Genomic DNA, 26,700 nt, shown 5'->3' on the forward strand with positions numbered 1-26,700 from the left:
TGGGCTAGCGGGAGGGCCAGCGCAGGATGCCGGTCTCGGTGCGGCCGTCGGCTTCGAGGTAGTCCGGGTCGCCGGGGAAGGCGATGCGGTGCGGCCCTTCGTTGTCGTAGCGGATCCGCACGTGCTCGTCGTCGTCGGGCGTTCCCCTGCCGGCCGCCGCTACCGCGTCGGCCACCGTTCCGAATCTGGCGAGTCGGTGCAGCATGCCGATGGTCGGCGTCATCATCACCATGTCGCCGGTCTCGTTGCGCCGGATGGCATCCGCAGGGCGAACCCACTGGTGCTCGACCGCCTCGTCGTGATCGGGCAGCGGCACTTGGCCGTCAGGCATGGCGGTGAGGAAGAACCGCGTGTCGTAGCGGCGAGGGGAACCCAGCGGCGTCACCCAGCGTCCGATGAAATAGACGTTGTCGCCGTCGAGCAGCAGGTCTTCGCTGCGCACCGTCTCGATGAAGTCACGCTCGCCCGCATTGACCTCGTCGCGGTACTGCGAGAACCGCTCGGCCACATCGGGCGGCGAGAAGTCGATGATGCCCGAGGGCAGATCGCGGGGATCCTCCACGCCGACCGGGTGGTCGTGATGAGCGAGCAAGATGCCCGCCTCCTCGAACGTTTCCCGCAAGGCCGCTACCCAGAACGCGATACCGCCCCGCTCGATGCCGATCTGAAACGAGGCATCGTCATCGGTCAGGCCCGACACCGTCTCGTCGGCAATCTGGGTGGCATCTTCGGGATCGACGGCACCGCCGGGATACACCCACATGTCGCCCACGAAGATCGACCTGGCGTTGCGCTTCAGCATCAGCACATGGGGGTCGTTCTCGTCGGACAGGATCATCACCGTCGCTGCATCGCGCACGGGAACGGCTTCGGGGTCGTAGTCGCCCCCGCTTCCGGGTGACTTGGCACCCACCGAGGCGCGACGCTCTGGGGCTCCCTCAGATGGTTCAGTCACCGGCGGCCTGGCAACCCAGTCAATAATCGATCGAGTGACCGGTCGATCGACTCAGTAGTCGATGCCAGCGCACACGAGGCACTCTTCGCCGTCGTGGCTGACGCGAGCCGCTGCTGCGTCCTCGTCGGTCTGGTACTGCGGCGTCGGGTGGCGCTCGACTCGGTCGTCGTCGTAGGTCGCCGTCGCAGCAGCCTCTCCGGTCGGCACCGCACACTCGGGCAATTCCTCGGCCTTGGTGGACGGTGCGAACACCCGGTCCTTCCAACGGTCCGAATCCGACCAGCGGTACGGCAAGTGGGCCATGGAGCCCGGTACGCGCAAGTTCTCGAACGCGGCCAATGCGTCACGCAAGATCTGCTGGTTGAGCTCCGGCTCGTGAGGACGGCCCGAGGTGTGGCCTAGCGGGTAGTCCAGGTAGACGGAACGGGGCGGCCAGGCCGCCCGTGTGATGTCGCGTGCGCTCGACATCGACAGCGTCGGGACTCCTTCGGCCTCGATGGCCCTTGCGATCAGACCCCCGGTCTGATGGCAGACCGGTCACACCGGCACGAGCAGCACCACGTCGAGCTCGTCGGCCACGCAGCGCTTGGCCAGCTCGGGGATCAGCTCCTCGCGCACACGCCGGGTGCTGTAGATGCCGCCCATGAGGGTGTAGGCGTTCGGGCCCAGCTCGCCGATCTCGCCACTGTCCCGCAGCGCACGCAAACCCTCGATGGGGAACACGCAGCTGATGTCAGAGCGGGCATCGGTGAGGTCATAGGCAAAGTGCGTGGCCCGTAGGTCGGAGACATCGACGTCGGTAGGGATCGCCCGGTACGTCGTGTCGTCGCGGTAATGGAACGCCGTCTGGCCCACGGCATAGACGCCGCCGGTGGCAATGAGGCCGACGCGGCACTCCGAGATCGGCTTGGTCAGCGGTGTCCACGGCGGCGGCGTCTCGCTGTGCACCCAGCGGTACTCGCCGTAACCCAGCCCGATGTACTGGGCCGTGATCCGCGGGATGTACTCAACAGGTGGCTGGCAGGCCGCGACAGTCTGAGTGCTCACGCTCCTACGGTACGCGGTCGCGGCCCCGCTCGGCTGAAGCTGTAGATGCCATAGCGAAGGAGGCGGCAGGAAGCTCTGCGACGTTGCGACCTGCCGGATCGCTGGAGCAGAGAATCCTGCCGCCTCCGCAGCGGGCGCACCCTTCCGCGCGCCTCCGAAAGTCGGTAGCGAGGCCCCCGCGACCGTGGCATCCTTGACCACCCCGTGCGGGTCGTAGCTCAGTTGGTTAGAGCGCCAGTTTGTGGCACTGGAGGCCGGGGGTTCGAATCCCCTCGATCCGCCCGCCGCTTCCGCCGACCGCTTGTGTCGGAGGGCGTCGTTAGCCTTGCGGGGCACCATGCGCCTCTAGCTCAATTTGGCAGAGCAACGGACTCTTAATCCGCAGGTTCTGGGTTCAAGTCCCAGGGGGCGTACCACAGGCTCGCCGGAGCGCTCCGGCATGTGCACTGATGAGGTTGTCTGATGGGCCAAGGCAGCGAACCGGAATCGTCCGAATTTCGACCGTCGGCCGACGAGCTGATCGAGCACAACCGACAGGTCGCTGATGCCGTCAAGACACCCGGCATGGCAGCGCCACCCAGCCGTCACGTGGCCATCGTGACCTGCATGGATGCCCGGATGGATCCGCTGGAAGAACTGGGCTTGACGGTCGGCGAAGCGCACGTCATCCGCAACGCAGGCGGTGTGATGACCGACGACGTCGTCCGGTCGCTGTGCATCTCCCAGCAGCTGCTCGGCACCCGGGAGATACTGGTCATACACCACACCAAGTGCGGCATGTGCGGACTCGACGAAGCCGCCTTCAGCAACGTCCTCGGCCAGCGCCTGGGCGCCCGGCCGAGCTGGCCTATCTGTTCGTTCGCAGACCCCGCCGACGACGTGCGCGCCGCCATCGCAACGCTGCACGCCTCACCGTTCATCGAGCACGACACCGCAGTCCGCGGCTTCATCTACGACGTCGACACCGGCCTCCTCAACGAGGTGCCGGCGCTTAGCTGACGGCGGTCGCGGCAGTTGGCCAGCCGGGGACGCCTTCGTCACGCTCCACTCCGGTGCTGTTGAGCAGCCCGCTCACCATCCGGTAGCAGCCCGATGCCGCGATGAGGTGCACCATCTCGGCCTCGCTGAAGTGGGCAACCGCTTCGGCCCAAGTGGCATCGGACACGCAGTCGTCGGAGTACAGGTCGTCCACCACCTGCAGGAGTGCCGCCTCGGCTGGCGTCCAGTTGCCCTCGGGAATCGGCCGGGTGACGAGGTAGATCTCCTCGTCGGTCATGCCCTCGGCTTGGGCGATCAGCGTGTGCTGGCCGAACTCGTAGACCGACTGACAGTTCCAGCCCATGCGCAGCACGGCGATCTCGACATCGCGACGCGACAGGTCGCCCTTGTACAGGATGGCCAGCGCGTACTCGCCGAACGCCTTGGAGATGGGACGGCTGTGCGCGATGGTCGCAATGACGTTGACGGCGTTGGCGAATGAACTCTCCATGGCCTCGCGGGCTCGCTCGGCCACCTTGGGGATCGGCTCAAGGCGTCGGGAAGTGGGTCGTGGCAGGTGCATCGGCGGGCAGTCCTCTCGTCGGTCCCGCGACTGTAGGAGGGTCGCCCATGCGCCGCCGTGCTTAGGCTGCGGGCATGACCGAGCCAGCCATCTCGACGTTCCCTGTGCCCGACATCGCGGACATGCCCGACGATCTGCGAGAGCGCATCGAGCTCATCCAGTCCAAGACCGGCTTCGTGCCGAATGTGTTCCTGGCGCTGGCGCACCGGCCCGAGGAGATGCGGGCATTCATGGCGTACCACGACGCGCTCATGGAGGGCCCGAGCGGGCTCAGCAAGGCCGAGCGGGAGATGATCGTGGTGGCCACCAGCGGGGCCAACAACTGCCTGTACTGCGTGGTGGCCCATGGCGCGATCCTGCGCATCCGCGCCAAGGATCCGCTGCTGGCCGATCAGCTCGCGGTCGACCCGTCCAAGGCCGATCTCACTGACCGGCAACGGGCGATGATCGACTTCGCCCTCAAGATGTGCAGCGAGCCGTGGTCAGCTTCGGCCATAGATCACGACGAGCTGCGGGCTCACGGCTTCAGCGACGACGACATCTGGGACATCGGCGCCATCACGGGTCTGTTCGCCCTGTCGAACCGCATGGCCCACCTGACATCCATGCGGCCCAACGACGAGTTCTTCACCATGGGGCGCTAGCGGGCCGGGTAGACCAGCTCGCCCTCGGCCGCATCGGCGGGGGCGACCACCACAATCCGGCCGTCCTGCACCTGCACGATCCCCATCGGCTTGGCAACGTTGACGCCGCGGTCGTCGAAACGAACCGGGCCGTAGAAGGTGTCGATGTCGAGGTCTCGCAGCGCCTCGCGCACCGCATCGGTGTCGAGGCTGCCGGCAGCCTCGATGGCGCGGTGCAGCGCGATCGCGGCCGTGGTTGCCCCCGCTGCCTGATAGATGGGCGGTTCATCCCACAGGCTCTGGTAGGTGTCGGCGTAGGCACTCGCCGTGCCGAAGCTCGGGCCCTCATAGGCCATCACCGCTTCCCACCCCGTCGGGCCGAGCACGCCGTCGGCGCCGCTGCCGATGTCGGAGATCAGCTGCGGGTTGGCCGGGCCGACGGTGATGAGCATCGCGTCGGGGCGGAAGCCCTGCTCTTGTGCTGAGCGCAGGAACAGCACGGCGTCGTCGTAGTGGCCGCCGCCCACGAAGATGTCGGGCTCGAGTGCCGCAAGCTCGGTCATGAGATCGTCGACGCTCTCGACGCCGACCGGGTAGCTGTTCATCGCCAGCACCTCGACGCCGTTGGCCTCCAGGTGGCGCTGCGCTCCCTGTGCCACCGACGTGGCGAACGGGGTGTCTTCGTGAGCCACCACAGCGGTGCTCGCACCGCGTTCTGCGAGCAGCTCGATGCTCGACCGTGTGTAGTCCGAGGCGACGACACCGACATAGAACAGATTGCGATAGCCCCGCTCGAAGAGGCTGTCGGACGCGCCGTTGCCTTCCACCATGATCACGCCACGGGCCTCCGCCGCAGCGCTAGTCGGCCCGGTGAGCGTGCTGGAGTACGGACCGAGCAGGAAGTCGACTTGGTCGTCGTCGATGAGCTGCTCGATGAGCGCGGCTGCCCGGTCGGGATCGGACTCGTCGTCGTGATAGATGATCTCGGCCCGGTAGCGGCCATCGCCGACGTGGATCCCGCCGTGCTCCTCGTTCACCCACTGCAGCCAGGTGTCGTAGCCCTGGCGCACAGCCTTGCCCTCAGCGGCGAACCGGCCCGTCTCGCTCAGCGCCGCGCCGATGCGGACCGTGCCGTCGAAGCCGTCACTGCCGCCCTCGCCGGAGTCGCCCCCGCCGGTGCAAGCCGCCGCCAGCATGACCGCCGCTGCCAGGACCACCGCCGTTTGCGCCCAGCGACGCCACGGCGTGCGGAGTTGAGATTGCTTCATGTCCAATCCTCCGGTCTCGGGCAGGACTGCTGCCCAAGATCCGATCGGCAGGGTATGAGCAGGTCCGCGACGCGGCACCTAGTGCGCTTCATATTGGCCCTGCTGGCCTCACGTCCTGCGCATCTCCCGCTACCCGCACGTGACTGGTAGAACCGACCGGGTGGAGCCGAAGGCGCTGCCGGGTCCTGCATCGGAGCGCATGTCGAAGCAGCGATCCCGCGATACGGGACCGGAACGGCTCATCCGCTCAGCGCTGCACCGGCGTGGCCTGCGCTACTTCGTGCACCGCCGGCCGCTGCCCGAGGTGCGCCGCGAGGCCGACGTGGTGTTCCCCCGCCTGCGGATAGCGATCTTCGTAGACGGCTGCTTCTGGCACGGCTGCCCCGAGCACGGCACCAAGCCCCGCCGCAACGCCGAATACTGGGAGACCAAGATCGCCCGCAACCGAGCCCGCGACGCCGACACCGACGCCCGCCTGCGAGCAGCCGGCTGGACCCCAGTCCGCATCTGGGAACACGAATCCCCCGACAAAGCCGCCAACGAAATAGAACAGCTCATCCGCAACCGAGCCCGCCACCTCGCCAGCGGTTAGGCCGCTGTTTCAGGCAGCGTTCAGAGGAGTGTGCAAAACCAGCAGGCGCGACCGCGTCAGATTCGCATCCCTTGATGTGCAAGAGCAGCAATCCGCACTGTGCGGATTGTTCAGAACTAGCTTGAACACTGGTGGACGGCGACGAGATTATCGGTCGGTTCAGAAACGACCAGTCGTTCAACAACATCACTCTCACGCTGTTCCTGCACTACAGAGACAGCCGTTGTCAGGTCGCAGTTCTCGGCCCAGGTCTCGCGTGGCTACGCGCCGGACACGGTGGTGACTACGTGACCGTCGACGGCGACGCGCTCCGCGGTGTGCTGTCATCAGCTTGCGAACTCATTGCCGAATATGAGGGCCTAATGGGACCAACCCCAGAAGACCCTAAGGACCTCGAAGCACATGACGCGCAGCTTGAACGCGGCATATATGCAGCGATGACGCACTTGCTCAACGTCACCCCCGACGGGGACTCACTGCTGGAGAGTTGGGATGATGCCGCCGCAGCCACATGGGTCGTCAAATCGTTCACCCGACCTGGCACGCCTTACTACGAGTGGGGAAAGTTGGGCGATTGGCGATTGACGTCAAGGCTCCAACTGCTCTAGTCGCGGACTGCGTGGCCGCGCATACGAGTCCCGATGAGGGCGGATGCATCACACGTGGGCGCCACCAAGTCAATCTCTGGTGTGTTGGCATCCGCGTGCCACACCTCCGACCGGTCGCGTAAGGGCAACGCACAGCCATCGGCCGCCTCTCAGCGCATCGGGTCCCGATATACGTGCTCCTGATGCCATTGGAGATATTCCTGACCGGGTGACTGTGCTGCATGGGGCACAAGTAATGAGTCAGCTAGCGCTTTACCGAAGTACCGGTCAACTCCCGGATCGGTCCTAGAACTCCGGAGCAGCCTTTCGGAGCGATGCACGCGGAGTCCTCCGTTAACGGTGATCAAGCCTCGATCGAATGCCGCGTCATGCGTTGGGCACGCCGCAATGCCATTCGACGGGTCGAGCCGCTCAAAGTTGCTTGAGACTGACCACGGCTTGATGTGTGAGGCGATCACCAGCCGCTCTCCACGAAGGCGCCGCGGTGCAAATCCGCAGAAACCGCACGTGTAGTCGAATCTGGACAGCACGTCAGCGGCGAACTTGTGCTGACCGATTCGGGCTCTGCACTTTGCGAGCCGAGTCGTCTCCTGCTCCACCAGGGATTGGTCGGCGTCGGCGCTGCGCTCGGCCTCTGCATCAAGAACATCCTCATATCGGGCCGCGCGAAGTTCCTCTTGGCCAAGCAGATAGAACTCCTGTTCTGATAGCAAATTGAGGAAGTCCGGCAGCTGAGATGGCCCGAGTCCGAGCTCCCGAGCGGCTCGCAAGGCGACCTGATACAGATGCAAGAATTTCATGCTGTCTGTATCCATTTCAATGAAAAAAGGACGATCAAACTTCGCTGCGTGTGCGTGCGTGCCGTCGAGGTTGAGCATCTTGTTGGTGAGCGAATTTGGAGGCCTCTTGAAGAGTTCTGCAAGATCATTGACGACCTCAGGCATACGGTCTCGAGAAAAGCCGCCGTGCTGATGTGGATTCACCACGAAGAAGAGGCCGTAGCAGAGAACCGTTTCAACCGGTGTGAACGCCTCTTGACGCTTGCCGGGACGCCGCTGTCGGGTCGAGATGCGCTGCCACTGCGCCAGAGCTCCTGAATCAGTCAAGTCCAAGTAGTCGCTCAGCGACGCCACTTGGACACTCTGTCAGGTTCGCAGTTCCAGCGGACGACACTCGCAGGGTTCGGCGCAACCTCGCAACAGCCGGCCATCGCGAAACTGGGGCAGCGAACCCAAGACTGCGTTCTCCAGCACCTCGTCGAGATGCTCTGAGCAGGCGAAGACAGTGAAGCTCAACCTGCCGCAATCGAGCTTCCAGGAAATGCAGTACAGCGCTCCCCGCCCCGATGGCGGCCGTGGACACACTTGACAGTCCCGATAACCGAAATCGACAGACACGACCAGTCGAATCTGGCTCTTCGTGTTTTAGCGTGGAGTCAGCGTGTCGAGCAGGGTCCAGTCGGGCTTGCCTGCATACAGCAGGACTCGTGTGCGGTAGTGGTCGAAGTTGGTGATCCCGAACGACACCCGCTTGATCAGCTTGGCGAGGTTGTTCGCTGCTTCGGTCGGCCCGTTGGTCACACGCGACCGGTGCCAGTTCGTGATCTGGGTGCGCCAGGTGGCCAGGGTGCGGCCGAGCTTGTTCAGCTCCGCCGAGAACGTGTCGTCTTGGAGGTCGCGGGCGAGCTCGTCGAGCGTCTCGGCGGCGACGCTGCGTTTTGGGATCCGGTAGACGCCGCGCAGGGTCTCCTTCGCGTGCCACGCGTCGCGCACCTCGCCGCGGGGGTCGCCGGCTGCGAGCAGGCCCCGCAGCTTGGCTCGTCCGCGGTCGGTGACTCGCTCGGACGCTTTGAGCAGCAGTCTGCGTATCCGGTAGAGGGGGTCGTGTTTGGTGCCTCGCCCGCCGGTGGTCTCGTTCTGAACCCGGCGGCGCACGTCGTCGATAGCCGAGTTGGCGAGCTTGATCACGTGGAACGGGTCAGCGACCTGGCGGGCGTGCGCCAAAGCGTCGGTGAACGTCTTGCGATAGGGACCCGACAGGTCCATCACGCCCCAGCGGATCTGCTTGCGCCATAGCGACGATCTCGCTCGGATCCATGCGGTGGCCCCGTCGGCGCTGCGACCAGCGACTATGTCGAGCAGCCTGCCGCGGCGGGTGTCCACGATCGTGGTGCCCCAGTGCTTTTCTCGGTACCGGCCGCGGCGGAACATCAAAATCTCGTCCAGGCCCAAAGCGGTTACCCCGTCGAGGCGTGCCGAGTCGGCATCGAGCAGCGCCGATCCCCACCGGTGCACTGCCCGCATCACCGTGTGCCATCCCGCACCCAGCTCGGCGGCGATCTCGCTGACCGCCCGACCGGCACCCGCGCGGCGGGTCGCGTGACGCGCTGCCCGGCTGGTCATCCGCGCCCTGGGCGGCGCGACTGCGGGGTCCTGGTCGGTGAACGTGCCTACCGCGCACGACCCGTCGGGGCAGCGCCAGCGGCGCTTGCGCCACCCCAGCCGCACCGGCCGCCCGAACGCCGGCAGATCAGCCAGCCTCACCGTGCTCGCGCTGTGCGCCCACACCGGCCCCCCGCAGCCGACACAGCACGGCCGCCCCGCCAGCTCGACCCCGATCTCGAGCGGACCGCCGTCGCGGTCCCTCACACCGGTCACCGTCACGCCGGCGCCCAAGCCGACAACCACATGCAACGCGCGAATAGCGTCAACCCTCACAGGGATCCTCCAGAACTCGGGGCTACGAACACCTCCGATTCTGGGGGATCCCTCCCAATCAGGCCGTGACCCTCACACAGCTACTCCACGCGCAAACGCGAAGCGCCTCGAATCTTGCCGCCTGCTTGTGGAACTACATCGAGCGGTGTGGTGAGAGTCATCGGTCCCCCTTGGTTGACCCAACGAGGCGATGCTGCCGGCTCGGATCCAGCGGAGGCCGGCAATCACAATGCGGCGCGAACGCGGCAAGTAGGTCGAACGAGGCACCCGCCTTCGCTGAACTTGAGCGTCAGAAGCCGAGGGCGGTGAGGGGGTCGGTGTAGGGGAGATCGAGGGCGGCGGCTACGTGGGGCTCGGTGACGCGGCCTTTGTAGACGTTCAGGCCCGCCCGCAGGTGGGGGTCAGTGCGGAGGGCGTCGAGGCCGTTCTCGGCGATGGCCAGCACTCTCGGCAGGGTGGCGTCGCTGAGCGCACGGGTGGAGGTGACCGGCACGGCGCCGGGCATGTTCGCGACGCAGTAGTGCACCACGCCGTCGACCACGAGAGTCGGCTCGGCATGGGTCGTGGGCTTCGATGTCTCGAAGCAGCCTCCTTGGTCGATGGCCACGTCGACCACCACCGATCCGGGACGCATCTGCTTGATCAAGTCGGCCGTCACGAGCTTCGGCGCCCGGGCACCGGTCACCAGCACGGCGCCGATCACCAAGTCGGCGTTCTGCACTTCGGTCTCGACGGTCGCTCGGGTGGACGTCACCGTGACGACCGACGCACCGAAGCGCTGCTCGAGGTGGTCGAGCGCGGCGGGGTCGATGTCGAGCACCCGCACATCGGCACCCATGCCGATGGCGATCTCGGCGGCGTTCTCGCCGACCACTCCCCCGCCGATGATCGCCACCCTGGCCGGCGGCACGCCGGGCACACCGCCGATCAGCAGGCCGATGCCCCCATGTGCGGTCTCGAGTGCCCACGCGCCCGCCTGTACGGCAAGTCTCCCGGCAACCCGGGACATCGGCGCCAGCAGCGGCAAGCCGCCACGCGAGTCGGTCACGGTCTCGTATGCGACACAGGCCGCACCCGACTCCACCAAATCGGCCGTCTGGTCGGGGTCTGGTGCCAGGTGCAGGTAGGCGAACAGAATCTGGCCCGAGCCGAGCATCTTGCGTTCAGACGCCTGCGGCTCCTTGACCTTGACAACCAGCTCAGCCTTGTCCCACACCTCGCTGCAGCTTCGAATGAGAGCACCGGCAGCTTCGTATTCGGCATCGGACACACGGATGCCAGCACCGGCACCGGACTCGACCAGCACTTGGTGGTCGTGCAGCACCAGCTCGCGCACGGCGTGCGGCGTCAGCCCGACGCGTTGCTCGCCCGCCTTGAGCTCACGAGGCAATCCGATCAGCATCCGGTCACCTCCCGAGCAGGTGCCCAATTCCCCATGCGCCCGCTGAGGGGGCGCACCCCGTTCGGGCCACGAAGCCCGGGCGAAGTCTACGATTCCGCCAATGGGCACCCGTGACCAGGGGACCAACGGCGACGTAGCAGAAGCGGGCGGCGTCAGCACCGACGGCTGGACATTGCCAACGCTTGTGCGTCACGCGGCGGTCACTCATGCCGACCGCGAATTTCTCGCGTTCGAAGACGGCCGCACGCTCAGCTTCGCCGAGCTCGACAGCCACACCGACCGGCTCGCTACCGCGCTCGACGATCTCGGCCTGCGGCCGGGCGACCGGTTGCTGGGTCTGCTCACGAACAGCCTCGAGTTCATGCTGCTGATGATCGCCACCCACAAGCGGCGGGCAATCTTCGTGCCGATCAACACCGACTTGCGCGGTGCCTTCCTGGAGCATCAGGTCAACAACTCCGAGCCACGCATCGTGGCCGTCGACCACGGGCTGCTGGAGCGCTTCGATGACATCGAGCCCGGCTCGCTCGCGTCCGAGACCGACATTCAAGCCACGATCCTGGTCGACGACGGCGACTACGGCGCCGGTGCCGGCGGTGTGCTCATGGGCTCGGCGGAGATCTCCATCGAAGAGCTGCTGGAGACCGAGGTGCGTCGCGAAGCGGTGCTGGCGGCCGAACCGAGCGATGTCTGCACGATCATGTACACCTCGGGCACCACCGGTCCCGCCAAGGGCGTGCTGATGCCCCAGGCGCACTGCTACCTATTCGGCCTCGGCACCGCTCGGAGCCTGCAGATCACACCGGAGGACCGCTTCTACTGCTGCATGCCGATGTTCCACGCGAACGGGCTGTTCATGCAGGTGTTTGCGTCACTGCACGCCGGCGCCTCGGTGTACGTGGAGAAGCGGTTCAGCGCAGGCAAGTGGCTCGACACGGTGAGGCGGCACGAGATCACCCTGACGAATGCCCTCGGGGTCATGCCCGAGTTCATCTGGCGCAGCCCGCCGACGGACGGCGACCGCGACCATCGACTGCGGGCCGTCATCGCGCTGCCCGTGGCGGCGGAATGGGCGGCAGCGTTCGAAGAGCGGTTCGGCGTGCGGATCATGCAGGGCTACGGCATGACCGAGGTCAACATGGTCGCCTACACCAGCTTCGACGACCCGGTGATGTCGGGCTGCGCCGGGCGGCCGCTGGCCGACTTCTTCGACGTGATCGTGGCCGACCCCGAGACCGACCTACCCGTCGCGCCCGATGAGACCGGCGAGATCCTGGTGCGTCCCAAGGTGCCGTTCTGCTTCAACGTGGGCTATCACCGCATGCCCGAACGCACCGTGGCGGCGTGGCGAAACCTGTGGTTCCACACCGGCGATGCAGGACGGCTCGACGAATCCGGGCGGTTGCATTTTGTGGACCGGCTGAACGACCGCATCCGCCGGCGCGGCGAGAACATCTCCAGCTACGAGGTCGAGACGGTGATCAACGGCTACAACGGCGTGATCGAGTGCGCCGTCGTTGGCTTGCGGGTCGAGGGTGCCGGCGGGGAGGACGAGGTGCTGGCCGTCGTCGCCGTCCGCGGGCCAGCGCCCGATCCGGTCCACTTCCTGGATTGGTGCGTGCCCCGCATGCCCCGCCACAGCGTGCCGCGCTACCTGCAATTCGTGCGCGAGCTCGACAAGACCGCTTCCGGCAAGATCCGCAAGCAGGCCATCCGGGACGCAGGCGTCACCGAGGACCTGTGGGATCGGGAGTCAGTCGGCTACACCGTCGCACGCAGCTGAGCGGGCAGATCAGGCTCGTCTACAGGTCTGGGCGGAGCAGGACCCGGCCGGTGGTCTTGCGCTGGTGCAACGCCTGCAGACCGTCGATCAGGCCTTCGAGCGGCAGCTCCTGGCTGACGAGCGGGTCGAGCCTGCCGTCGGCTACCTGCGGCCAGATCTCGGCGTAGCACTCGTCGAGCACCTCGTCTTTGCGGCCGCGGTAGCCGCCCATGTGCACGCCGACCACCGAGTAGTTCTTGACCAGCAGGTGGTTCGCCGGCGCTTGCGGAATCGTGCCGCTGGCGAAACCGACCACGAGCAGGCGGCCTTCCCATGCCACCAGCCGCCGGGCGACATCGAAGTACTTGCCGCCGACGGGGTCGTAGATGATGTCGCAGCCCCGCCCGCCGGTGGCATCCATCACTGACTGGTACAGGTCGTCGTTGTCGTAGTCGATGACGATGTCCGCGCCGAGCTGGCGGCAGGTCTCCACCTTCGCAGGTCCACCTGCGGCAGCGAGCACGGTGCAGCCCGCAGCCTTGGCCATCTGCACCGCAGCCGAGCCGACGCCGCCCGCCGCAGCGAGCACCAGCACGGTCTCGCCTGCCTGCATCTGCCCTCGCCGGTACAGCGAGAACCACGCCGTGCCGTAGATCACGTTGGCTGCACACGCATCTGGGATCGACACATCGTCGGGCACGTGCCGTGCCGTGGCGCCCCTGATGAGCGCTTCGCTGGCATAGCCGCCCCAGCTGCCGACACCCGAGCCGATGACCCGGTCACCGACTGTCAAGTCGCACTCGGGGCCGACCGCGGTCACGGTGCCGGACGCTCCCATCCCGGGCGTGAACGGCGGGTCCCACCGCTCCTGGTAGGTGCCTTGGCAGTGCAGGATGTCCGCGAAGTTGAGATCGGTGGCCTCCACGGTGATGCGCGCCTGGCCCGGACCCGGCTCGGGTGAGTCGTACTCGCCCAGCTCCAGCACATCCCACGGATAGCCCAACTCGTTCAGTCGCCACGCTCTCATCGGTTCCCCTTGCAATCGCTCGTATCGCTGGTCGGGCGGGCTCGATGCAACCCCTCCGAACCGGCAGAACCGTACCAATGGCCCGTCACACGTTCAGGGGCTCGGCGCCGCCGACACACGAGCCGTCCCACGCGTACGCTCGGGAGAGCACAAGGAGGCACCGTGGCGCTCACGACGCAGGACCGCAGCACGGCAGGGCCGACGGCCGACACAGCAGACGTCATTCCGGTCTTGGACCTGGCGCCGCTCAACGACGCGGTGCCCGATGCCACAGCTCAAGCTGCCCTCGCCGCCGAACTGCGCGACGCCCTCACCGAGGTGGGCTTCTTCTTCATCGTGAACCACGGTGTGCCGGCCGAGACCATCGAGCACATGTTCGACGAGGCCCGCCGCCTGCATGCGCTCCCGCAGCCGGTGAAGGACTCGATCCCGATGGGCAAGCTGGCAGGCGGCTATCTCGGCATGGGCGGCGGCACGTCGTACGCCTCCGACATCGCGGGGCCGGTGCGCAAACCCAACCAGAACGAAGCGTTCTTCTGCCATCGGCACGGCTACCACACCGAGAACCAGTTCCCGCCGCTCGACGACTTCGCACAGAGCTGCGAGACCTACATCGACCAGCTGATCGCTCTGGGCTCACGGATGCTGCCGATCCTGGCGCTGTCGCTCGACCTGCCCCGCGACTACTTCGACCCGCACTTCGACAAACCCAGCGTGACCCTGCGCATGTCGCACTACCCGCCGATGGACTACGACGACAACGAGTGGGGCCTCGCGCCGCACACGGACAGCTCGGTGTTCACGTTCCTGCCGGCCAACGACGTGCCGGGGCTGGAGATCCGCCCGGCGGGGTACGACTGGATCAAGCCGCCGCAGATGGCCGGCTCCTACCTCGTGAACAGCGGCGACATGCTGAAGCGCTGGACGAACAACGTGTACCTGTCAACTGCACACCGGGCACGCAACCTGTCGGCCGGCGACCGGTACGCCGTGCCGTTCTTCTACGGAGCCCGCGACGACGCAATGGTCAACCCGGTGCCCACCACGGTCAACGACGAGCGCCCGGCCCGCCACGAGCCGATCACCTACGGCGACTACCAGCGCTGGTTCCTGAACCGGAACTACGAGAACGTCACCGGCGAGAAGGTCGGCACGTTCGAGAGTTGAGCCCCGGCGCCCCGGCCCAGGCCGCAGCCGACTATTCGAGCACGCCCGCCACGGCCAGCTCGGAGATCTGATCCTGGTCGTAGCCGAGCAGCTGCTCCAGCACCACGAAGGTGTGCTCGCCATAGGTCGGGCCCGCGTGGTCGATGCCGTCTGAGCTGCGCGACATGGCGAATCGCGCTCCCTCGACCCACATCGTCTCGTTGATGCCGTGCGGCACGTTGCGGAAGTGGTTGCGGTGCGCCAGTTGCGGATCGTTGGTCATCACTTCGGAGTTGGCGACGGCGTGGGCTGGCACGCCGGCGGCCTGCAGCTCGACGTGCGCTTCGACGTTGTCGCGCTCCGAGGTCCACGCGGTAATCCGGTCGGCAATCTCGGTCGCTCGTTCGCGCCGCTCCTCGACACCCAGACCAGCCACGTCGTCGGCACCGATCACACCGCACAGGCCAGCCCATTGGTCGTCGTTCTCGCATGCCACGGCGATCCAGCGGTCGTCGCCTGCCGATGCGAACACCCCATGAGGCGACATCGCGGGATGGTCGTTGCCCATCTTGTCGGGCAGGTGCGCGTTGACGTCGTAGTCGAGCACTGCAGGCGCCAGGAAGGTCATCGACGACTCGGCTTGCGACAGGTCGATGTACTGGCCCTCGCCGGTGCGATCCCGATGATCCAAGGCAGCCAGCAGAGCAGCGCTCAGGAACTTGGGCGACACGTAGTCGGTATAGGCGCCGAACACGCCCGCAGGGTCGCGATCGGGCCAACCGGTCATCTCATAGAAGCCCGACATGGACGCACCCATCGTGCCGAAACCGGCCAGCGACGACAGCGGTCCGCTCTGGCCGAACAGGCAGCTCGACGCCATGATGATGTCGGGCTTGACCACTCGCAGGTCGTCATAGGACAGGTTGAGGTCGGCTAATGCATGGGGCGAGAACGACTCGGTGACAACGTCGGCCCAGCGCACCAGGTCCAGGATGAGGTCGCGGCTCTCCGGCTTGGAGATGTCGATGGTGATGCCGAGCTTGCTGGCATTCATGTTCTGGTACAGACCGCCATTCTCCGCACCCGCCTCATCGTTGAGGAACGGCTGGATGGTGCGGGCCGCCTCCACCTTGTGCGTGGACTCCACACGCACCACCGTGGCGCCCCAGTCAGCGAGCTCGCGGGTCGAGCCCGGCCCGGCCATCACCCACATGAAGTCCAGGATCTTGACGTCTGCCAGCGGCAGTGCCGGGTCGCGGTGACCTGCGGCGGCAGCAGCCACCAGACCTTCGGAGGTCGCCACCGAGACCGGGGCCCCCACCTCGGCCAGCACCTCATCGGTGTGCTGGCCGACCGTTGGCGGCGGCGTCGAGATATCCAACGGCGCGGCGCTGAATCGAGCGCACGGGCCGGGGTAGCGCACAGAGTCGAGGCCGCCGGTGGGAATGTCACGCCAGAAGTTCCGCTCGGCGTACTGGGGCGCCTCGACCACGTCGGCGACCGTGGTGATCGGCACGATCAGCAGGCGCTTGTCCAACGCCACCTCCAGCAGCTCTGCCTTGGTGCGTGTGGCGGTGAAGTCGGCGGCGACCTGCTGAATGCGCTCGTACTCGGTGGGCGGGATGCGCCCGGTGATCACGCCTTCCACGAAGTTGATCCAGTCGATCTCGAGATCGCTGTCGGCGCAGCCGCCCTCGGAGTGCATCCACTCGAACAGGCGGGCCCCGAACGGCCCGATGGACTCGCCGAACAGGATCGTTGCCGACACGTAGCCATCGGAAGCAGGTGAGCGCAGCCGCACCCGGAACGGCCCCAGACGGGCGCCGCCGCTCATGCGGAGCAACTCGGGCGAGTTGTACAGGTGGCACAGCGTGGCCGACTGGGTGGCTTGGGTGACGGCCTGCTGGGCGCTCACGTCGACGTGCTGGCCCAGACCGCTGCGCTTGCGTTCCCGCAAGGCGATCAGTGACGCCACCGCCGCCTCGGCAGAGGCGTGCAGGAAGCATTGATCGAGCGGGATGCGCAGCGGGGGGCGATCCTCGTCGCCGACCACGTTGGACAGCATGCTTGCTGCCGAAACGATGAGGTCGGTGGCCGCCCAGTCCGCCTTCGGTCCGGACTGGCCGAACGCCGTCACTGACGTATAGACGAGCCCGGGATTGACGTCGGCCATGTCACTCGGGCCCAGGCCACGGGCGGCCATAGCACCTGGGGCGTCGGATTCGATGAGCACGTCGGCGGTGGCTGCAAGGTCACGCATCCGCTGCTGGTCGCCGGGATCGTCGAGATCGAGCGCGACGCTGCGCTTGCCGCGGTTGTACGACCAGAACCACAGCGACGCTTCGGGGTCGCCCTCGCGCCCTGCGACGAACGGGCCGACGGCGCGCGCAGCCGACCCGCCGGGCGGCTCCACCAAGATCACGTCCGCTCCTAGATCAGCCAGCAGCGCTCCCGCCATCTGGCCTCGATGATCCGACAGGTCCAATACTCGACAGCCCAGCACGACGACGCCCTTCCGTTGGTTGCGCGCAGAACCTAATACGCCTCCAAGTGGCCTCTGATCAGCGCCCCAGCACCGGCTGGGCCTCCACCACTCGCATCGACACGGGTGTCGGCACCACGACGGGCCCCACGGTGCCTGCGAGCCCGGTGTTCGATGTCCAGCGCACTGTCCAGACCGTCTGCACGATGCCGCGGAAACGGCCGGTCAGCCCTGCAGTGGAGGCACGCTGGAAGACGTGACTGCACAGCGAGCGAGTGCCGGGCACCAGCCAGGGCAGGCCGGGACCTGGGCACGACACCAGCGGTGAACCATCACCGGGAACCATCTGCAGGGTCACCGGCGTAGCGACGAGGGTGACCACGACCTTCCCAGCGGCGACGACGCGCACGATGGGCCGCCAGCTCGCAGCCGACACCCAGAACCACGTATCGATGCCGACCAGCGTGCGGACTCGTTGTGCCGGCGGTGCGAAGAACGGCACCGGGCGCGGGAACGACAGCGACGACAGGCCCAAGTTGGCGGCCTTGCCGACGCGCTCGGCCTTGTGGGCAGGATCCCGGCTGTCCACCTCGATGCGCAGGTCTCGCAGCACGGGATCTCGTGCTGGTGGCCGCTCAGGTAGCGCTGAACTGCCGCCCCGCAGTGACAGGGCGGGCCCCGCCGACGCCGCCGGTGCGATGGAAAGGCTCAGCAGGCCCAAGCTTGTGCCCAGCATGATGAATTTTGTGATATTTCGCATGTGCCTACCGTCGTGCTGCAGCACGCGGCGAGCAAGCGATTTTTGACGTACCGGCGCAGGCAGGCAGCAGCCGGATGCGGCGAACTAGGTTGCCTGCACCGTTCAACACAAGCGTGGCCAGCACGAGCCCGGCCACCACCAACTTGTCAGTGCAGGAGGTCCGGCACATGGCCGCGGACGATTTCGCCTACGCCACGACTATGGAGACTGCGGCCGCCATCGCCGCAGGCGACGTCTCCTCTAGGGAACTGCTCGAAGCGGCCCTCGCACGGGTGGACCGTCTCGACGGTCCCATCAACGCCGTGGTGGCACTCGATGCCGAGCGCGCACGGGCCGCTGCCGATGCGGCAGACGCAGCAGTGGCCCGCGGAGACGAGCTGGGGCCGCTGCACGGCGTTCCCGTCACCATCAAGGACTCGTTCCAGACCGAGGGACTAGTCACCACCTCCGGCGCGCCGGCACTCGCCGACTTCGTGCCTGAGCGCGACGCCGATCCCGTCGCTCGCTACAAGGCTGCGGGGGCGGTGGTGTTCGCCAAGACCAACCTGCCGCTGTTCGCAGGCGACGCGCAGTCGTACAACGAGGTGTACGGCACCACCGCCAACCCGTACAACGTCGAGCACACCCCCGGCGGATCGTCGGGCGGCTCGGGCGCGGCGCTGGCAGCGGGCTACACCCCGCTCGAGCTCGGCTCCGACATCGGCGGCTCCATCCGCATCCCGTCGCACTGGTCGGGCGTCACCGGGCACAAGCCCAGCTACGGCGTCGTGTCGGCACTGGGCCAGATCCCCGGCATGCCCGGCACGCTCAGCCAGGCCGACATCGCAGTTGCAGGGCCGATGGCACGTGACGTCGACGATCTCGAGATGGCCCTCGACATCCTCGCCGGGCCCGACGCGTGGAACTCCAAGGCGTACACGCTCGACCTGCCGCCGGCCCGCCACAGCGACATCTCCGACTTCCGGGTGGCGGTGTGGCTCGACGAGGAGCTGTGCCCGATCGACAGCCAGTACCGGGAGCTGCTGCTGGGAGCTGCCAGCGCACTGGAGCAGGCAGGGGCCCGGGTGGACACCGAGGCTCGACCGTCGTTCACGTTCGAGAAAGCCGTCGACACGTTCCTGCATCTGCTCTCCGCGGCCGAAGCCGGCACGTGGACGCTCGCCCAGCTGGAGGAGATCGCCTCGTCGAGCGATGAACCTCAGGGCGATCTGGGCATCTGGTACGCCGCGATGCGCCACCGGGAATGGCTGAGCTGGCACGAGCGCCGGCTGCAGCAGCGCAGGCGCTGGGAGGAATTCTTCACCGACTGGGATGTGGTGCTGCTGCCGGTGACGCCCACCGCTGCGGTCCGCCACGACCACAGCCGCCCGGCCACCAACCGCCGCATCACGGTGAACGGCGACAGCCGGCCGTACTTCGACATCATCAAGTGGATGGGGCTCACCGGCGTGTCATGGCTGCCCGCCACCGTGGTGCCGGTGGGCACCGTGCCGACGGCCGGGGGCGATCTGCCGGTCGGGGTGCAGATCGCGGGACCATTCCTGGAAGACCGCACCACGCTGGCCGTGGGCCGCTTCCTGAACGAGGCGCTCGGTGGGTTCCAGCGGCCGACCGGCTTCTGAGCCACGCAGCGCTCGTTCTCCAGCCAAGAGCCAGCACAGCTTGCGAACCCGTCGCAGCGCGCCATGACCGCGGACGAAGAACGTCTTCACGCAGCCGTCCACGACGGCGACGGTCCGCTGGCGCTGCTGGTGCACGGTGCGCTGGGCAGTCGCTCGTACTGGGATGACAACCTCGGCGCGCTGCGGGCGGTCTGCCGCCCGGTCGTGATCGAGCTGTGGGGGCACGGCAGATCACCCAGCCCTGCCGATCCCGAGCGGTACCGGCCTCACAGCTACGTGGCCGAGTTCGAGCGGCTGCGCATCGAACTCGGCGCTGAGCGGATCTGGATGATCGGACAGTCGCTGGGAGCGGCACTTGCTCTGCACTACGTGCTCGCGCACCCCGCTCACGTCATCGGCGCGGTGCTCACCAACTCTTCTTCCGCCTTCAGCGAGCCCGCAGCGTGGGCGGAGCGAACCGAGACGATGGTGGAAGAGCGGGCGCTCGAAGTCGAAGCGCATGGCATCGAAGTGCTGCGCGACAGCTGGATCAACCCGGGGCGATCGAAGCGCATCTCGCCTGCCGTGCGCGCCAAGCTGGCAGGCGAGTTCTCTGAGCACAACGCGACGGGGCTCGTCAACTCGTTTCGCTTCACCAATGCGGGAGTGCCTCTCGGGGACCGCCTGGCGGACGTTGCCGTTCCCGTGCTGCTCACCAACGGCACCGAGGAGGGCCGCTTCCAGCACCTACTGCCGAGAGCGAACCAGATTCCCGGCCTGGAGATGGCCGAACTGCCCGCGTCTCACGCGGTGAACGCCCAGGACCCCGCAGGATGGAACGCCGCTGCCACCAGGTTCATCCGGCAACACGCCGACACACTTCACGCCCGCTAGAGGAGGCGCACATGGGAACAGGTCCGCTCGAAGGCATCACCGTCGTGGACGTCTCCAGCGCAGTCGCAGGCGCGTGGGTGTCAACGCAACTTGCCGAGATGGGTGCCGACGTGGTGCTGATCGAGAAGGTGGGCGCTTCCGACGTCATGCGCCTGACCGGCGCGATCGTGGGTGATCAATCGGGCTGCTGGGTGCAGATGCACCGAAACAAGCGCGGCATCGACCTCGACATCCGCGACGAGCGCGGGCGCGAGATCTTGCTGCAGCTCGTCGAGGGTGCCGACGTGTTCGTCCAGAACTTCCGACCGGGGGTGGCCGAGCGCCTGCGCATCGGCTACGACGATCTCAGCGCTGTCAACCCCGATCTCGTCTACCTGTCGGTGTCGGGTTTCGGCCCCGACGGGCCTTATGCGCACCAACCGGTGTACGACCCGATCATCCAGTCGTTGTCGGGCATGACGGAAGCGCAGGGCGGCGATTTCGTCAAATCGGCCACGGCCGACAAGACCACGGCGATGACGGGCGCCAACGCTGTCCTCGGGGCCTTGCTGGCCCGGGCGAACGGCGCGGGCGGCCAGCATGTCGAGGTCAACCTGCTCGATTCCACGCTGTCGTGGATGTGGCTCGACTACTTCTGGAACGAGTCGGTGCCGGAGGCCACGCCCACGCCCTCCTACAGCGAGTGGTACAGCCCCTGGGAGACCACTGACGGCGCGGTGGGTGCCATCTGGCCGTCAGACGACCAATACCGCCGCGTGTGCATCGCGCTCGATGTGCCGCACCTGGCCGACGATCCTCGCTTCGCCACTCGCGAGGCCCGGATACGCAACTCCAATGAGCACCAGCAGGAATTCGCCGAGCTGCTCGGCGAGTTCACCACGGCCGAAGCGCTGAAGCTGCTCGAGAGCGCCGACGTTCCGTGTGCGCCCGTGCTGGACATCACCGAAGTGTTCGATGACCCCCAGGTGAAGCACAACGAGACGGTGCTGACCCACCATCACCCCGTGGCGGGCCAGGTGCGCACTACCCGCTTTCCGGCCCGGTTCAGCAAGACGCCCACCGAGCTCGAGCGCCTGGCTCCGACCAAGGGCGAGCACACCGACGAGGTGCTGGCCGAGCTAGGCCGCTCCCCCGCCGAGATCGCCCAACTCCGCAACGACGGCATCGTCGCCTGAGCGGCTTCGACTGCCGGTCGCACCTGCGAGCCGGGCAGGCCGGTTGGCCCTAGAGGCGGGCGAGGGCCTCCTGGACCGCGGTGGCCACGAGGCGGCCGTCCTGCCAGAAGCGGGCCTCAGCGGTGCCGCGGTTGCCGCCTGCCATCAGCGGACGCTGCTCGCAGTAGATCCACTCGTCGGCGCGGGCCGGAGCGTGGAACCACATGGCGTGATCCAGGCTCGCCACCTGCACTTCGCTGTCCAGCCAGGTGACGCCGTAGGGCACGATGACGTTGTCGGCGAGGCTGTCGTCGCTCATGTACGCGATGACCGCTTCGTGGATGGCCGGATCGTCAGGCAGCCGGCGGGGAGCCCGGAACCAGTAATCGATGCCGCCGCGTGGCGAGGGCCCGGTCGGCGCCCAAGGCGCGTGGGCCAGCCGGTACTCCACGGGGCGGGTCATGTACGACCACTGCTCGCCGAAGATCGGGCCCACCTCGGCGATGCACTCCTGGAAGGTGGGCAGCGACTCGGGCGGCGGCGCGTTGTCAGGCAACGGACACTCGATGTCGACCTTGCCCGTCTCGGGAACGTGGAAGGTCGCCATCAGCTCGAAGATGAGCCGGTCGAACTGGTGGGCCTGCGCCCGACGGCTGCAGAACGCCCGGCCCTCGCGCACGCGGTCGACCGTGTACTCGACATCGGCCATGCCGTCGCCGCCCCGCAGGAACACGGCGTGCACCGAGTTCATCAGCCGGCCCTCGTCCACGGTCCGCTGCGCTGCGACCACCGCTTGCGCCAGCACGTGGCCGCCGTACAGCCCGAACTCGTCGAAGCCAGAGCCCTTGCCGCGGAACGCATCGGCGCCATCGCCGTTGCGCTGGAGGTCCAACAGATCCAGCAGTTCGTCCAAGGCCGCGTTGACGGCCCCTGTGTCGTTTGTCGCGGGGGTGTCTGTCGCGGGGGTGTCTCTCACGGCCTAGTTCTCTAGCAGACCACGCACCGCTATTCGTAGCCCGGAGGCGAGACGAAACCGCCGAGCGTGCGCTCGATGAGCGACGCATAACGGATGCCACGCCGGTCGCCCAGGTGCGGCGCAACGACCTGGATGCCGACCGGGAGGTTCAACCCGTCGGCCGTCAGCCCGACGGGAGCGACGGTGCCGGGCAGGTACACGCTGCAGCTCCAGCCGGCCCAGAAGAGCTGGTCGACGCCCAGCTCCTGGCGGCCGTCGATGTCGATGGTGCGAGAGGGACGGGTGCCGGTGTGGTCGTGAACGAATGCCGCCGATGCGGCGATCGGGCACAGCAGCAGGTCGTAATCGTCGAAGTACCTCGCCCAGGCGGCCCGGTAGCCCTCGCGCTTGTTGTGATGCATGAACCACTCGCGGTGGCTCATCGTCATCGCGTAGTCGACCAGCGACTGGTAGTCGCCCTCGCCGTCGTTGTACCGGTGGGCGCGGGACTGCGCGTCGCTCCACATCGCCTCGTCGGCCAGCGCGCCGGTGGCGGCGCGCAGCAGCATCAGGTAGTTCTCGTGGAACTCGTGCTGGTCGATGGCGGGCGTGGCTTCACTGACATCGGCGCCAGCGGCTGCCAGCGCATCCACCGCCCGCTGCAGCGTGTCGATCATGGCGGTCGAGTTGCGGATGACCGGGGTGTCGAGCATCACGCCCACCCGGAAAGCCCCGAGCGTGTCGCGGTGTTCGGGCTCCAGCGCCACGCTGTAGCCGTTCGCGTCCAGGCCGGCCGGCCCAGCCAGCGCATCCAGCGCCACATCCAGGTCGGCAGCGCTGCGCGCCAGCGGCCCGCACACGGCGATGTCGCTGCCCACCAGGGCCCCGGGCACGGCGTGACCGCCATCGGGCACCAATCCGAAGGTCGGCTTGTGGCCGAACACGCCGCAGTAGTGCGCGGGGTTTCGGATGGACGCACCGATGTCGGAGCCCAGTTCCAGCGAGGCCATGCCGGTCGCGAGCGCCACCGCCGAGCCGCCCGACGAACCGCCAGGCACACGGGTCAGGTCCCACGGGTTGTTGGTGCAGCCGTAGATGTCGTTGAAGCTCTGCCAGTCGCCCAGCATGAGCGGCACGTTGGTCTTACCCCAGATCACCGCGCCGGCATCCATGTATCGGGTCACCGTGACAGCGTCGGCGTCGGCCACATTGTCGGCCCATGCCGAATTGCCCCACGTGGACGGCGTGCCAACCCAGTCGAAGGCCTCCTTGATGGTCATCGGCACGCCGTGCAGGGGTCCCCAGCACTCCCCGGCTGCGAGCGCCGCGTCGGCCTCGGCCGCCCGCTGGCGCGCCTCGTCGATCTTGGTCACGATCACCGCGTTCACCGCAGGGTTGAATCGCTCGTAACGATCCAACGCGCCCTCGAGCGCCTCGACGGCCGACACGCGACCTTGGCGGATCAGCGAGGCCAGCTCGACGGCTGGCAGCAGGTTCGGATCTGTGTCGGTTTGGCCCGTCATCGCGCTGAGACTAGAAGCCAGTTTGAGTCCGCGCCGGGGCTCGATTCTGCGGCACGGTCCTGCCGCTCGGCCTCGACTCAGGCCGCAAACGCAGCCGCGGCGCCGTCCAAGAGAAAGGCGATGTCATCGTCGGTGGCAGCCAGGCTGATGCTGCCGAATCCCCCTCCGGAGAGATAGACGCCAGCCGCTTGGATCGCGTGCTCGAAACGTTCCAGCTCGGCTGCCTCGTCGCTGCTGAGATGCGCGTCGCGGTAGTTGCGGATGTGCCTAGTGTGCGGATGCACCTTGAACAGACTCCCCCGGCCGGTCACCTGCCAATCCACACCTGCTGCATCGATCGCAGACCGCAGGCCGTCGCGCACCGCGTCACCCAGCGAATCCAGGCGGACGAAGGCGTCGTGGTCGAGCTGGTTCATGGTCGCGAACCCGGCGGCCATGGTGACGGGATTCGCCGTGAACGTCCCGCCCGAGGGCACCTTGGCACGGGCGCTCCCCGACCGGGCAAACGTCGACATCGGCCCCTCGCGCCCCGCAACCCCGCCCACGGGGAAGCCCCCGCCGATGATCTTGGCCACCGCGGTGATGTCGGGGTCGATGCCCAGCAACGTCTGCGCCCCGCTGAAGCCCAGCCGGAACGAGATCACCTCGTCGAGCACCAGCAGCGCACCCACCTCGCGCGTCGTTTCCCGCACCGCGGCAATGAAGTCGGGTTCGATGGCAGGTAGCCCGACCTGGCTCGGCATCACGTCGAGCAGCACCGCGGCCAAGCGGTCGCCCTGGCGTCGGATCGCCGCCCGAGCCCCGTCGGCATCGTTGAAGTGGATGACGCTGACCTCCTCGGTCACCGAATCGGGCGTGCCGACCGAGTACGGCACCGTCACCGGTGCTGCCGCATTGCCCCAGTTGGTGGGGTTCGACGCCAGCGACGCTTCGGCGTGGTCATAGGTGCCGTGGTACGCGCCCTCCACCTTGATGACGTTCGGCCGCCCGGTGAACGCCCGGGCCGCCTTGAGCGCCCCCATGACCGCCTCGGTGCCCGAGTTGCAGAAGCGGATCAGCTCGAAGCTCTCCACCCGATCGCACAGCAGCGCCGCGAGCTCGATCTCTACGTTGCTGGCCATCGCGAACGCAGTGCCGCGGGCCATCTGCGCGCTGACGGCTTGCGTCACCGCCGGATTGGCGTGCCCGACGATGATCGAGGTGAAGTTGTTGTTGCAGTCGAGGTAGCGGTTGCCGTCGACGTCGGTGACCCAGGCACCCTGGCCGTGATCCACGTAGATCGGGTTCGGCCGCCGCAACAGCGTCGCCCGCGACACGCCGTCGGGAATCCACTGGTGCGCCTTCTCATACAGCGCAGCCGACTGCGACTCTGAGCGTTGGCCACCCGCGTGTGACCCGATCCGTTCCGTCATCGGCTCAGTGTCGCAGAGCCGCCGCAACGGCGGACGGAATGCTGCGGCGGCTAGATAGCTAGATGGCGCCGGCGCGGCGGTAGGCGTCCAACACGAGCCCGTGAAAGTGGTGCACACCGTGCTCGGAGAGCCCGGAGCCGTCTGGATCGCACACGATGCGGCCCTGGGTGAACGCCGGCGTGCGCATCCCGTTCTGGACGCTCTCCACGATGCCGATGTCCTCGGGTTGGAGGATCTCGTCGATGTAGCGCATCGACTCGATGTCGCCCGGGTCCAGCTCCGCCGATTCGAAGTAGAAGTCGATCGTCTCGTGAGTCGTCTCGGGCCCGGTGGGCACCATCTGCATGATGCTGAAGTTGCCTCGACCCGGGTAGCGCATCAAGCAGGTGTTGGGCCACAGCCACCACACGGCGAGATTCTTCACGCTGGAGCCCTCGACGTCGTAGGCCGAGTTGTCCGAGTGGCCCGCCCGTGCCATGTGGCTGGAATAGATGCCGTGCGTGGTGACCCGATAGGTGTCCATCTCCACCAGCGTCACGAAGTCTGGGTGGGCGATGTGGCAGTGGTAGCACTCGAGGAAGTTGTCGACCACGTTCTTCCAGTTGGAGGCGATCTCGTAGCTGAAGCGCCGGACGTGGGTCAGCTCGGCCACGTCGGGCGCCCAGCGCGCGATCTCGGCGCCGAAGCCACCGGATTGGACCGCCAGCGACTCGGCATCGGGGTCGAGGTTGACGTAGACGAAGCCGCCGAACTCCTCCGCCCGGACTGCCTGCAGGCAGATCTGCGACGGGTCGAACCCCGGCACCCGGTCCGTCTCGCGGGCCCGGTGCAGCTGGCCGGACAAGTCGTAGGCCCAGCCGTGGTACGGGCACACGATGCTGCCGGTGTTGCCGGCCCCGGCGAGCACATGGTGCGCCCGGTGCTGGCAGACGTTGTAGAACGCCCGCAGTTCGCCGTCGTTGCCTCGCACCAGCGCGACCGGCATGCCAGCGACCTCCAGCGCCACGTAGTCGCCGGGGTTGCGCAGCGACTCGACGTGGCACACCCACTGCCAGCTGCGAGCGAACACCTCACGCTGCTCGATGTCGTGCCAACGCTGGGAGATGTACGCATCGGCGTGCAATGACATCGAGTTGGCAGGGTCGGCGTCGAAGCCCGCAGCGATGTTGACGGGAGCGTCGTGGTCAAGCGGCGTCGTCGGCATTGCCCCG

General features: G+C 67.2%; 24 protein-coding genes and 2 tRNA genes. 11 read left to right on the forward strand and 15 right to left on the reverse strand.

Annotation, left to right across the window (positions count from 1 at the left end):
• Positions 1–4 precede the first annotated feature (4 nt).
• The 3 genes from ACOQPE_RS15700 to ACOQPE_RS15710 all read right to left on the reverse strand — a co-directional run bounded on the left by ACOQPE_RS15700 (position 5) and on the right by ACOQPE_RS15710 (position 2,002).
• Positions 5–955, reverse strand: a complete 951-nt coding sequence (locus ACOQPE_RS15700) for an NUDIX hydrolase (protein WP_420609805.1) — start codon at positions 953–955, stop codon at positions 5–7.
• A gap of 51 nt (positions 956–1,006) precedes the next feature.
• A complete protein-coding gene (locus ACOQPE_RS15705) occupies positions 1,007–1,423 on the reverse strand; it encodes a hypothetical protein (protein WP_420609806.1) in 417 nt (138 codons plus the stop codon).
• Between the two features lie 69 nt (positions 1,424–1,492).
• Positions 1,493–2,002, reverse strand: a complete 510-nt coding sequence (locus tag ACOQPE_RS15710) for a glycine/sarcosine/betaine reductase selenoprotein B family protein (protein WP_420609807.1) — start codon at positions 2,000–2,002, stop codon at positions 1,493–1,495.
• 206 nt (positions 2,003–2,208) lie between these two features.
• Here ACOQPE_RS15710 and ACOQPE_RS15715 point away from each other — a divergent pair.
• The 3 genes from ACOQPE_RS15715 to ACOQPE_RS15725 all read left to right on the forward strand — a co-directional run bounded on the left by ACOQPE_RS15715 (position 2,209) and on the right by ACOQPE_RS15725 (position 3,001).
• Positions 2,209–2,284 (forward strand) — tRNA-His (locus tag ACOQPE_RS15715).
• A 57-nt stretch (positions 2,285–2,341) separates the two neighbouring features.
• Positions 2,342–2,418: transfer RNA gene (locus ACOQPE_RS15720), tRNA-Lys, on the forward strand.
• 46 nt (positions 2,419–2,464) lie between these two features.
• Positions 2,465–3,001 (forward strand): beta-class carbonic anhydrase, encoded by a 537-nt coding sequence (locus ACOQPE_RS15725; protein WP_420609808.1) that lies wholly within the window; start codon positions 2,465–2,467, stop codon positions 2,999–3,001.
• Here the strand turns inward: ACOQPE_RS15725 and ACOQPE_RS15730 are convergent.
• Entirely contained in the window at positions 2,994–3,563 is a 570-nt protein-coding gene (locus tag ACOQPE_RS15730; RefSeq protein WP_420609809.1) for a carboxymuconolactone decarboxylase family protein, read from the reverse strand. The genes ACOQPE_RS15725 and ACOQPE_RS15730 overlap by 8 nt on opposite strands.
• 74 nt (positions 3,564–3,637) lie before the next feature.
• On the opposite strand from ACOQPE_RS15730, the gene ACOQPE_RS15735 reads away from it, so the two are divergent.
• Positions 3,638–4,207: a peroxidase-related enzyme gene (locus ACOQPE_RS15735; protein ID WP_420609810.1), complete on the forward strand. Its 570-nt coding sequence runs from the start codon at positions 3,638–3,640 to the stop codon at positions 4,205–4,207.
• On the opposite strand, the gene ACOQPE_RS15740 is transcribed toward ACOQPE_RS15735, so the two are convergent.
• Positions 4,204–5,454, reverse strand: coding sequence for an amino acid ABC transporter substrate-binding protein (locus tag ACOQPE_RS15740; protein WP_420609811.1), 1,251 nt, complete (start codon positions 5,452–5,454; stop codon positions 4,204–4,206). The two genes, ACOQPE_RS15735 and ACOQPE_RS15740, sit on opposite strands and share 4 nt — an antisense overlap.
• Before the next feature lie 139 nt (positions 5,455–5,593).
• On the opposite strand from ACOQPE_RS15740, the gene ACOQPE_RS15745 reads away from it, so the two are divergent.
• The gene (locus tag ACOQPE_RS15745; protein ID WP_420609812.1) at positions 5,594–6,046 is read left to right on the forward strand and encodes a very short patch repair endonuclease; all 453 of its coding nucleotides are present in this window, start codon (positions 5,594–5,596) and stop codon (positions 6,044–6,046) included.
• Between the two features lie 131 nt (positions 6,047–6,177).
• A complete protein-coding gene (locus tag ACOQPE_RS15750) occupies positions 6,178–6,654 on the forward strand; it encodes a hypothetical protein (RefSeq protein ID WP_420609813.1) in 477 nt (158 codons plus the stop codon).
• Positions 6,655–6,803: 149 nt separating this feature from the next.
• Here ACOQPE_RS15750 and ACOQPE_RS15755 read toward each other — a convergent pair whose 3' ends face one another.
• From ACOQPE_RS15755 to ald, 3 genes are all read right to left on the reverse strand, one after another.
• Entirely contained in the window at positions 6,804–7,787 is a 984-nt protein-coding gene (locus ACOQPE_RS15755) for an HNH endonuclease (protein ID WP_420609814.1), read from the reverse strand.
• A 291-nt stretch (positions 7,788–8,078) separates the two neighbouring features.
• Positions 8,079–9,371 carry an ISL3 family transposase gene (locus ACOQPE_RS15760; protein WP_420608456.1) on the reverse strand — a complete coding sequence of 431 codons (1,293 nt, stop codon included), beginning with the start codon at positions 9,369–9,371 and terminating at the stop codon, positions 8,079–8,081.
• Positions 9,372–9,660: 289 nt separating this feature from the next.
• Positions 9,661–10,773 carry an alanine dehydrogenase gene (gene ald / locus ACOQPE_RS15765; protein WP_420609815.1) on the reverse strand — a complete coding sequence of 371 codons (1,113 nt, stop codon included), beginning with the start codon at positions 10,771–10,773 and terminating at the stop codon, positions 9,661–9,663.
• A gap of 100 nt (positions 10,774–10,873) precedes the next feature.
• On the opposite strand from ald, the gene ACOQPE_RS15770 reads away from it, so the two are divergent.
• Entirely contained in the window at positions 10,874–12,556 is a 1,683-nt protein-coding gene (locus ACOQPE_RS15770; RefSeq protein ID WP_420609816.1) for an AMP-binding protein, read from the forward strand.
• 19 nt (positions 12,557–12,575) lie between these two features.
• On the opposite strand, the gene ACOQPE_RS15775 is transcribed toward ACOQPE_RS15770, so the two are convergent.
• Positions 12,576–13,562 carry an NADPH:quinone oxidoreductase family protein gene (locus tag ACOQPE_RS15775; protein WP_420609817.1) on the reverse strand — a complete coding sequence of 329 codons (987 nt, stop codon included), beginning with the start codon at positions 13,560–13,562 and terminating at the stop codon, positions 12,576–12,578.
• 162 nt (positions 13,563–13,724) lie between these two features.
• Here ACOQPE_RS15775 and ACOQPE_RS15780 point away from each other — a divergent pair, with 162 nt between their 5' ends.
• Positions 13,725–14,729, forward strand: coding sequence for an isopenicillin N synthase family dioxygenase (locus ACOQPE_RS15780; protein WP_420609818.1), 1,005 nt, complete (start codon positions 13,725–13,727; stop codon positions 14,727–14,729).
• A 31-nt stretch (positions 14,730–14,760) separates the two neighbouring features.
• Here the strand turns inward: ACOQPE_RS15780 and ACOQPE_RS15785 are convergent, their stop codons facing one another.
• Together ACOQPE_RS15785 and ACOQPE_RS15790 are read right to left on the reverse strand one after the other, a co-directional pair.
• Complete coding sequence (locus ACOQPE_RS15785) at positions 14,761–17,211, reverse strand: CaiB/BaiF CoA transferase family protein (protein ID WP_420609819.1); 2,451 nt, start codon at positions 17,209–17,211, stop codon at positions 14,761–14,763.
• Between the two features lie 58 nt (positions 17,212–17,269).
• Complete coding sequence (locus ACOQPE_RS15790) at positions 17,270–17,926, reverse strand: hypothetical protein (RefSeq protein ID WP_420609820.1); 657 nt, start codon at positions 17,924–17,926, stop codon at positions 17,270–17,272.
• A gap of 137 nt (positions 17,927–18,063) precedes the next feature.
• On the opposite strand from ACOQPE_RS15790, the gene ACOQPE_RS15795 reads away from it, so the two are divergent.
• The 3 genes from ACOQPE_RS15795 to ACOQPE_RS15805 all read left to right on the forward strand — a co-directional run bounded on the left by ACOQPE_RS15795 (position 18,064) and on the right by ACOQPE_RS15805 (position 21,620).
• Positions 18,064–19,572 (forward strand): amidase, encoded by a 1,509-nt coding sequence (locus ACOQPE_RS15795; RefSeq protein WP_420609821.1) that lies wholly within the window; start codon positions 18,064–18,066, stop codon positions 19,570–19,572.
• A gap of 63 nt (positions 19,573–19,635) precedes the next feature.
• Positions 19,636–20,445 (forward strand): alpha/beta fold hydrolase, encoded by an 810-nt coding sequence (locus tag ACOQPE_RS15800; RefSeq protein ID WP_420609822.1) that lies wholly within the window; start codon positions 19,636–19,638, stop codon positions 20,443–20,445.
• Between the two features lie 11 nt (positions 20,446–20,456).
• A complete protein-coding gene (locus tag ACOQPE_RS15805) occupies positions 20,457–21,620 on the forward strand; it encodes a CaiB/BaiF CoA transferase family protein (RefSeq protein WP_420609823.1) in 1,164 nt (387 codons plus the stop codon).
• A 49-nt stretch (positions 21,621–21,669) separates the two neighbouring features.
• Here the strand turns inward: ACOQPE_RS15805 and ACOQPE_RS15810 are convergent, their stop codons facing one another.
• From ACOQPE_RS15810 to ACOQPE_RS15825, 4 genes are all read right to left on the reverse strand, one after another.
• A complete protein-coding gene (locus tag ACOQPE_RS15810) occupies positions 21,670–22,575 on the reverse strand; it encodes an acyl-CoA thioesterase (protein ID WP_420609824.1) in 906 nt (301 codons plus the stop codon).
• A 29-nt stretch (positions 22,576–22,604) separates the two neighbouring features.
• The gene (locus ACOQPE_RS15815; protein ID WP_420609825.1) at positions 22,605–24,077 is read right to left on the reverse strand and encodes an amidase; all 1,473 of its coding nucleotides are present in this window, start codon (positions 24,075–24,077) and stop codon (positions 22,605–22,607) included.
• 77 nt (positions 24,078–24,154) lie between these two features.
• Positions 24,155–25,489 carry an aspartate aminotransferase family protein gene (locus ACOQPE_RS15820; protein ID WP_420609826.1) on the reverse strand — a complete coding sequence of 445 codons (1,335 nt, stop codon included), beginning with the start codon at positions 25,487–25,489 and terminating at the stop codon, positions 24,155–24,157.
• 58 nt (positions 25,490–25,547) lie between these two features.
• The gene (locus ACOQPE_RS15825) at positions 25,548–26,693 is read right to left on the reverse strand and encodes an aromatic ring-hydroxylating oxygenase subunit alpha (RefSeq protein ID WP_420609827.1); all 1,146 of its coding nucleotides are present in this window, start codon (positions 26,691–26,693) and stop codon (positions 25,548–25,550) included.
• Positions 26,694–26,700 lie beyond the last annotated feature (7 nt).

It is taken from the genome of Candidatus Poriferisodalis sp. (assembly GCF_965219595.1).
GTDB lineage: Bacteria > Actinomycetota > Acidimicrobiia > Acidimicrobiales > Poriferisodalaceae > Poriferisodalis.

What these genes read in the sequence shown, in the direction of transcription:
- ACOQPE_RS15725 (WP_420609808.1), top strand. Translation starts at nt 2,465, where the DNA reads ATGGGCCAAGGCAGCGAACCGGAATCGTCCGAATTTCGACCGTCGGCC.
- ACOQPE_RS15805 (WP_420609823.1), top strand. Translation starts at nt 20,457, where the DNA reads ATGGGAACAGGTCCGCTCGAAGGCATCACCGTCGTGGACGTCTCCAGC.
- ACOQPE_RS15730 (WP_420609809.1), bottom strand. Translation starts at nt 3,563, where the DNA reads ATGCACCTGCCACGACCCACTTCCCGACGCCTTGAGCCGATCCCCAAG.
- ACOQPE_RS15770 (WP_420609816.1), top strand. Translation starts at nt 10,874, where the DNA reads ATGGGCACCCGTGACCAGGGGACCAACGGCGACGTAGCAGAAGCGGGC.
- ACOQPE_RS15820 (WP_420609826.1), bottom strand. Translation starts at nt 25,489, where the DNA reads ATGACGGAACGGATCGGGTCACACGCGGGTGGCCAACGCTCAGAGTCG.
- ald (WP_420609815.1), bottom strand. Translation starts at nt 10,773, where the DNA reads ATGCTGATCGGATTGCCTCGTGAGCTCAAGGCGGGCGAGCAACGCGTC.
- ACOQPE_RS15775 (WP_420609817.1), bottom strand. Translation starts at nt 13,562, where the DNA reads ATGAGAGCGTGGCGACTGAACGAGTTGGGCTATCCGTGGGATGTGCTG.
- ACOQPE_RS15740 (WP_420609811.1), bottom strand. Translation starts at nt 5,454, where the DNA reads ATGAAGCAATCTCAACTCCGCACGCCGTGGCGTCGCTGGGCGCAAACG.
- ACOQPE_RS15800 (WP_420609822.1), top strand. Translation starts at nt 19,636, where the DNA reads ATGACCGCGGACGAAGAACGTCTTCACGCAGCCGTCCACGACGGCGAC.
- ACOQPE_RS15705 (WP_420609806.1), bottom strand. Translation starts at nt 1,423, where the DNA reads ATGTCGAGCGCACGCGACATCACACGGGCGGCCTGGCCGCCCCGTTCC.
- ACOQPE_RS15790 (WP_420609820.1), bottom strand. Translation starts at nt 17,926, where the DNA reads ATGCTGGGCACAAGCTTGGGCCTGCTGAGCCTTTCCATCGCACCGGCG.
- ACOQPE_RS15825 (WP_420609827.1), bottom strand. Translation starts at nt 26,693, where the DNA reads ATGCCGACGACGCCGCTTGACCACGACGCTCCCGTCAACATCGCTGCG.
- ACOQPE_RS15815 (WP_420609825.1), bottom strand. Translation starts at nt 24,077, where the DNA reads ATGACGGGCCAAACCGACACAGATCCGAACCTGCTGCCAGCCGTCGAG.
- ACOQPE_RS15735 (WP_420609810.1), top strand. Translation starts at nt 3,638, where the DNA reads ATGACCGAGCCAGCCATCTCGACGTTCCCTGTGCCCGACATCGCGGAC.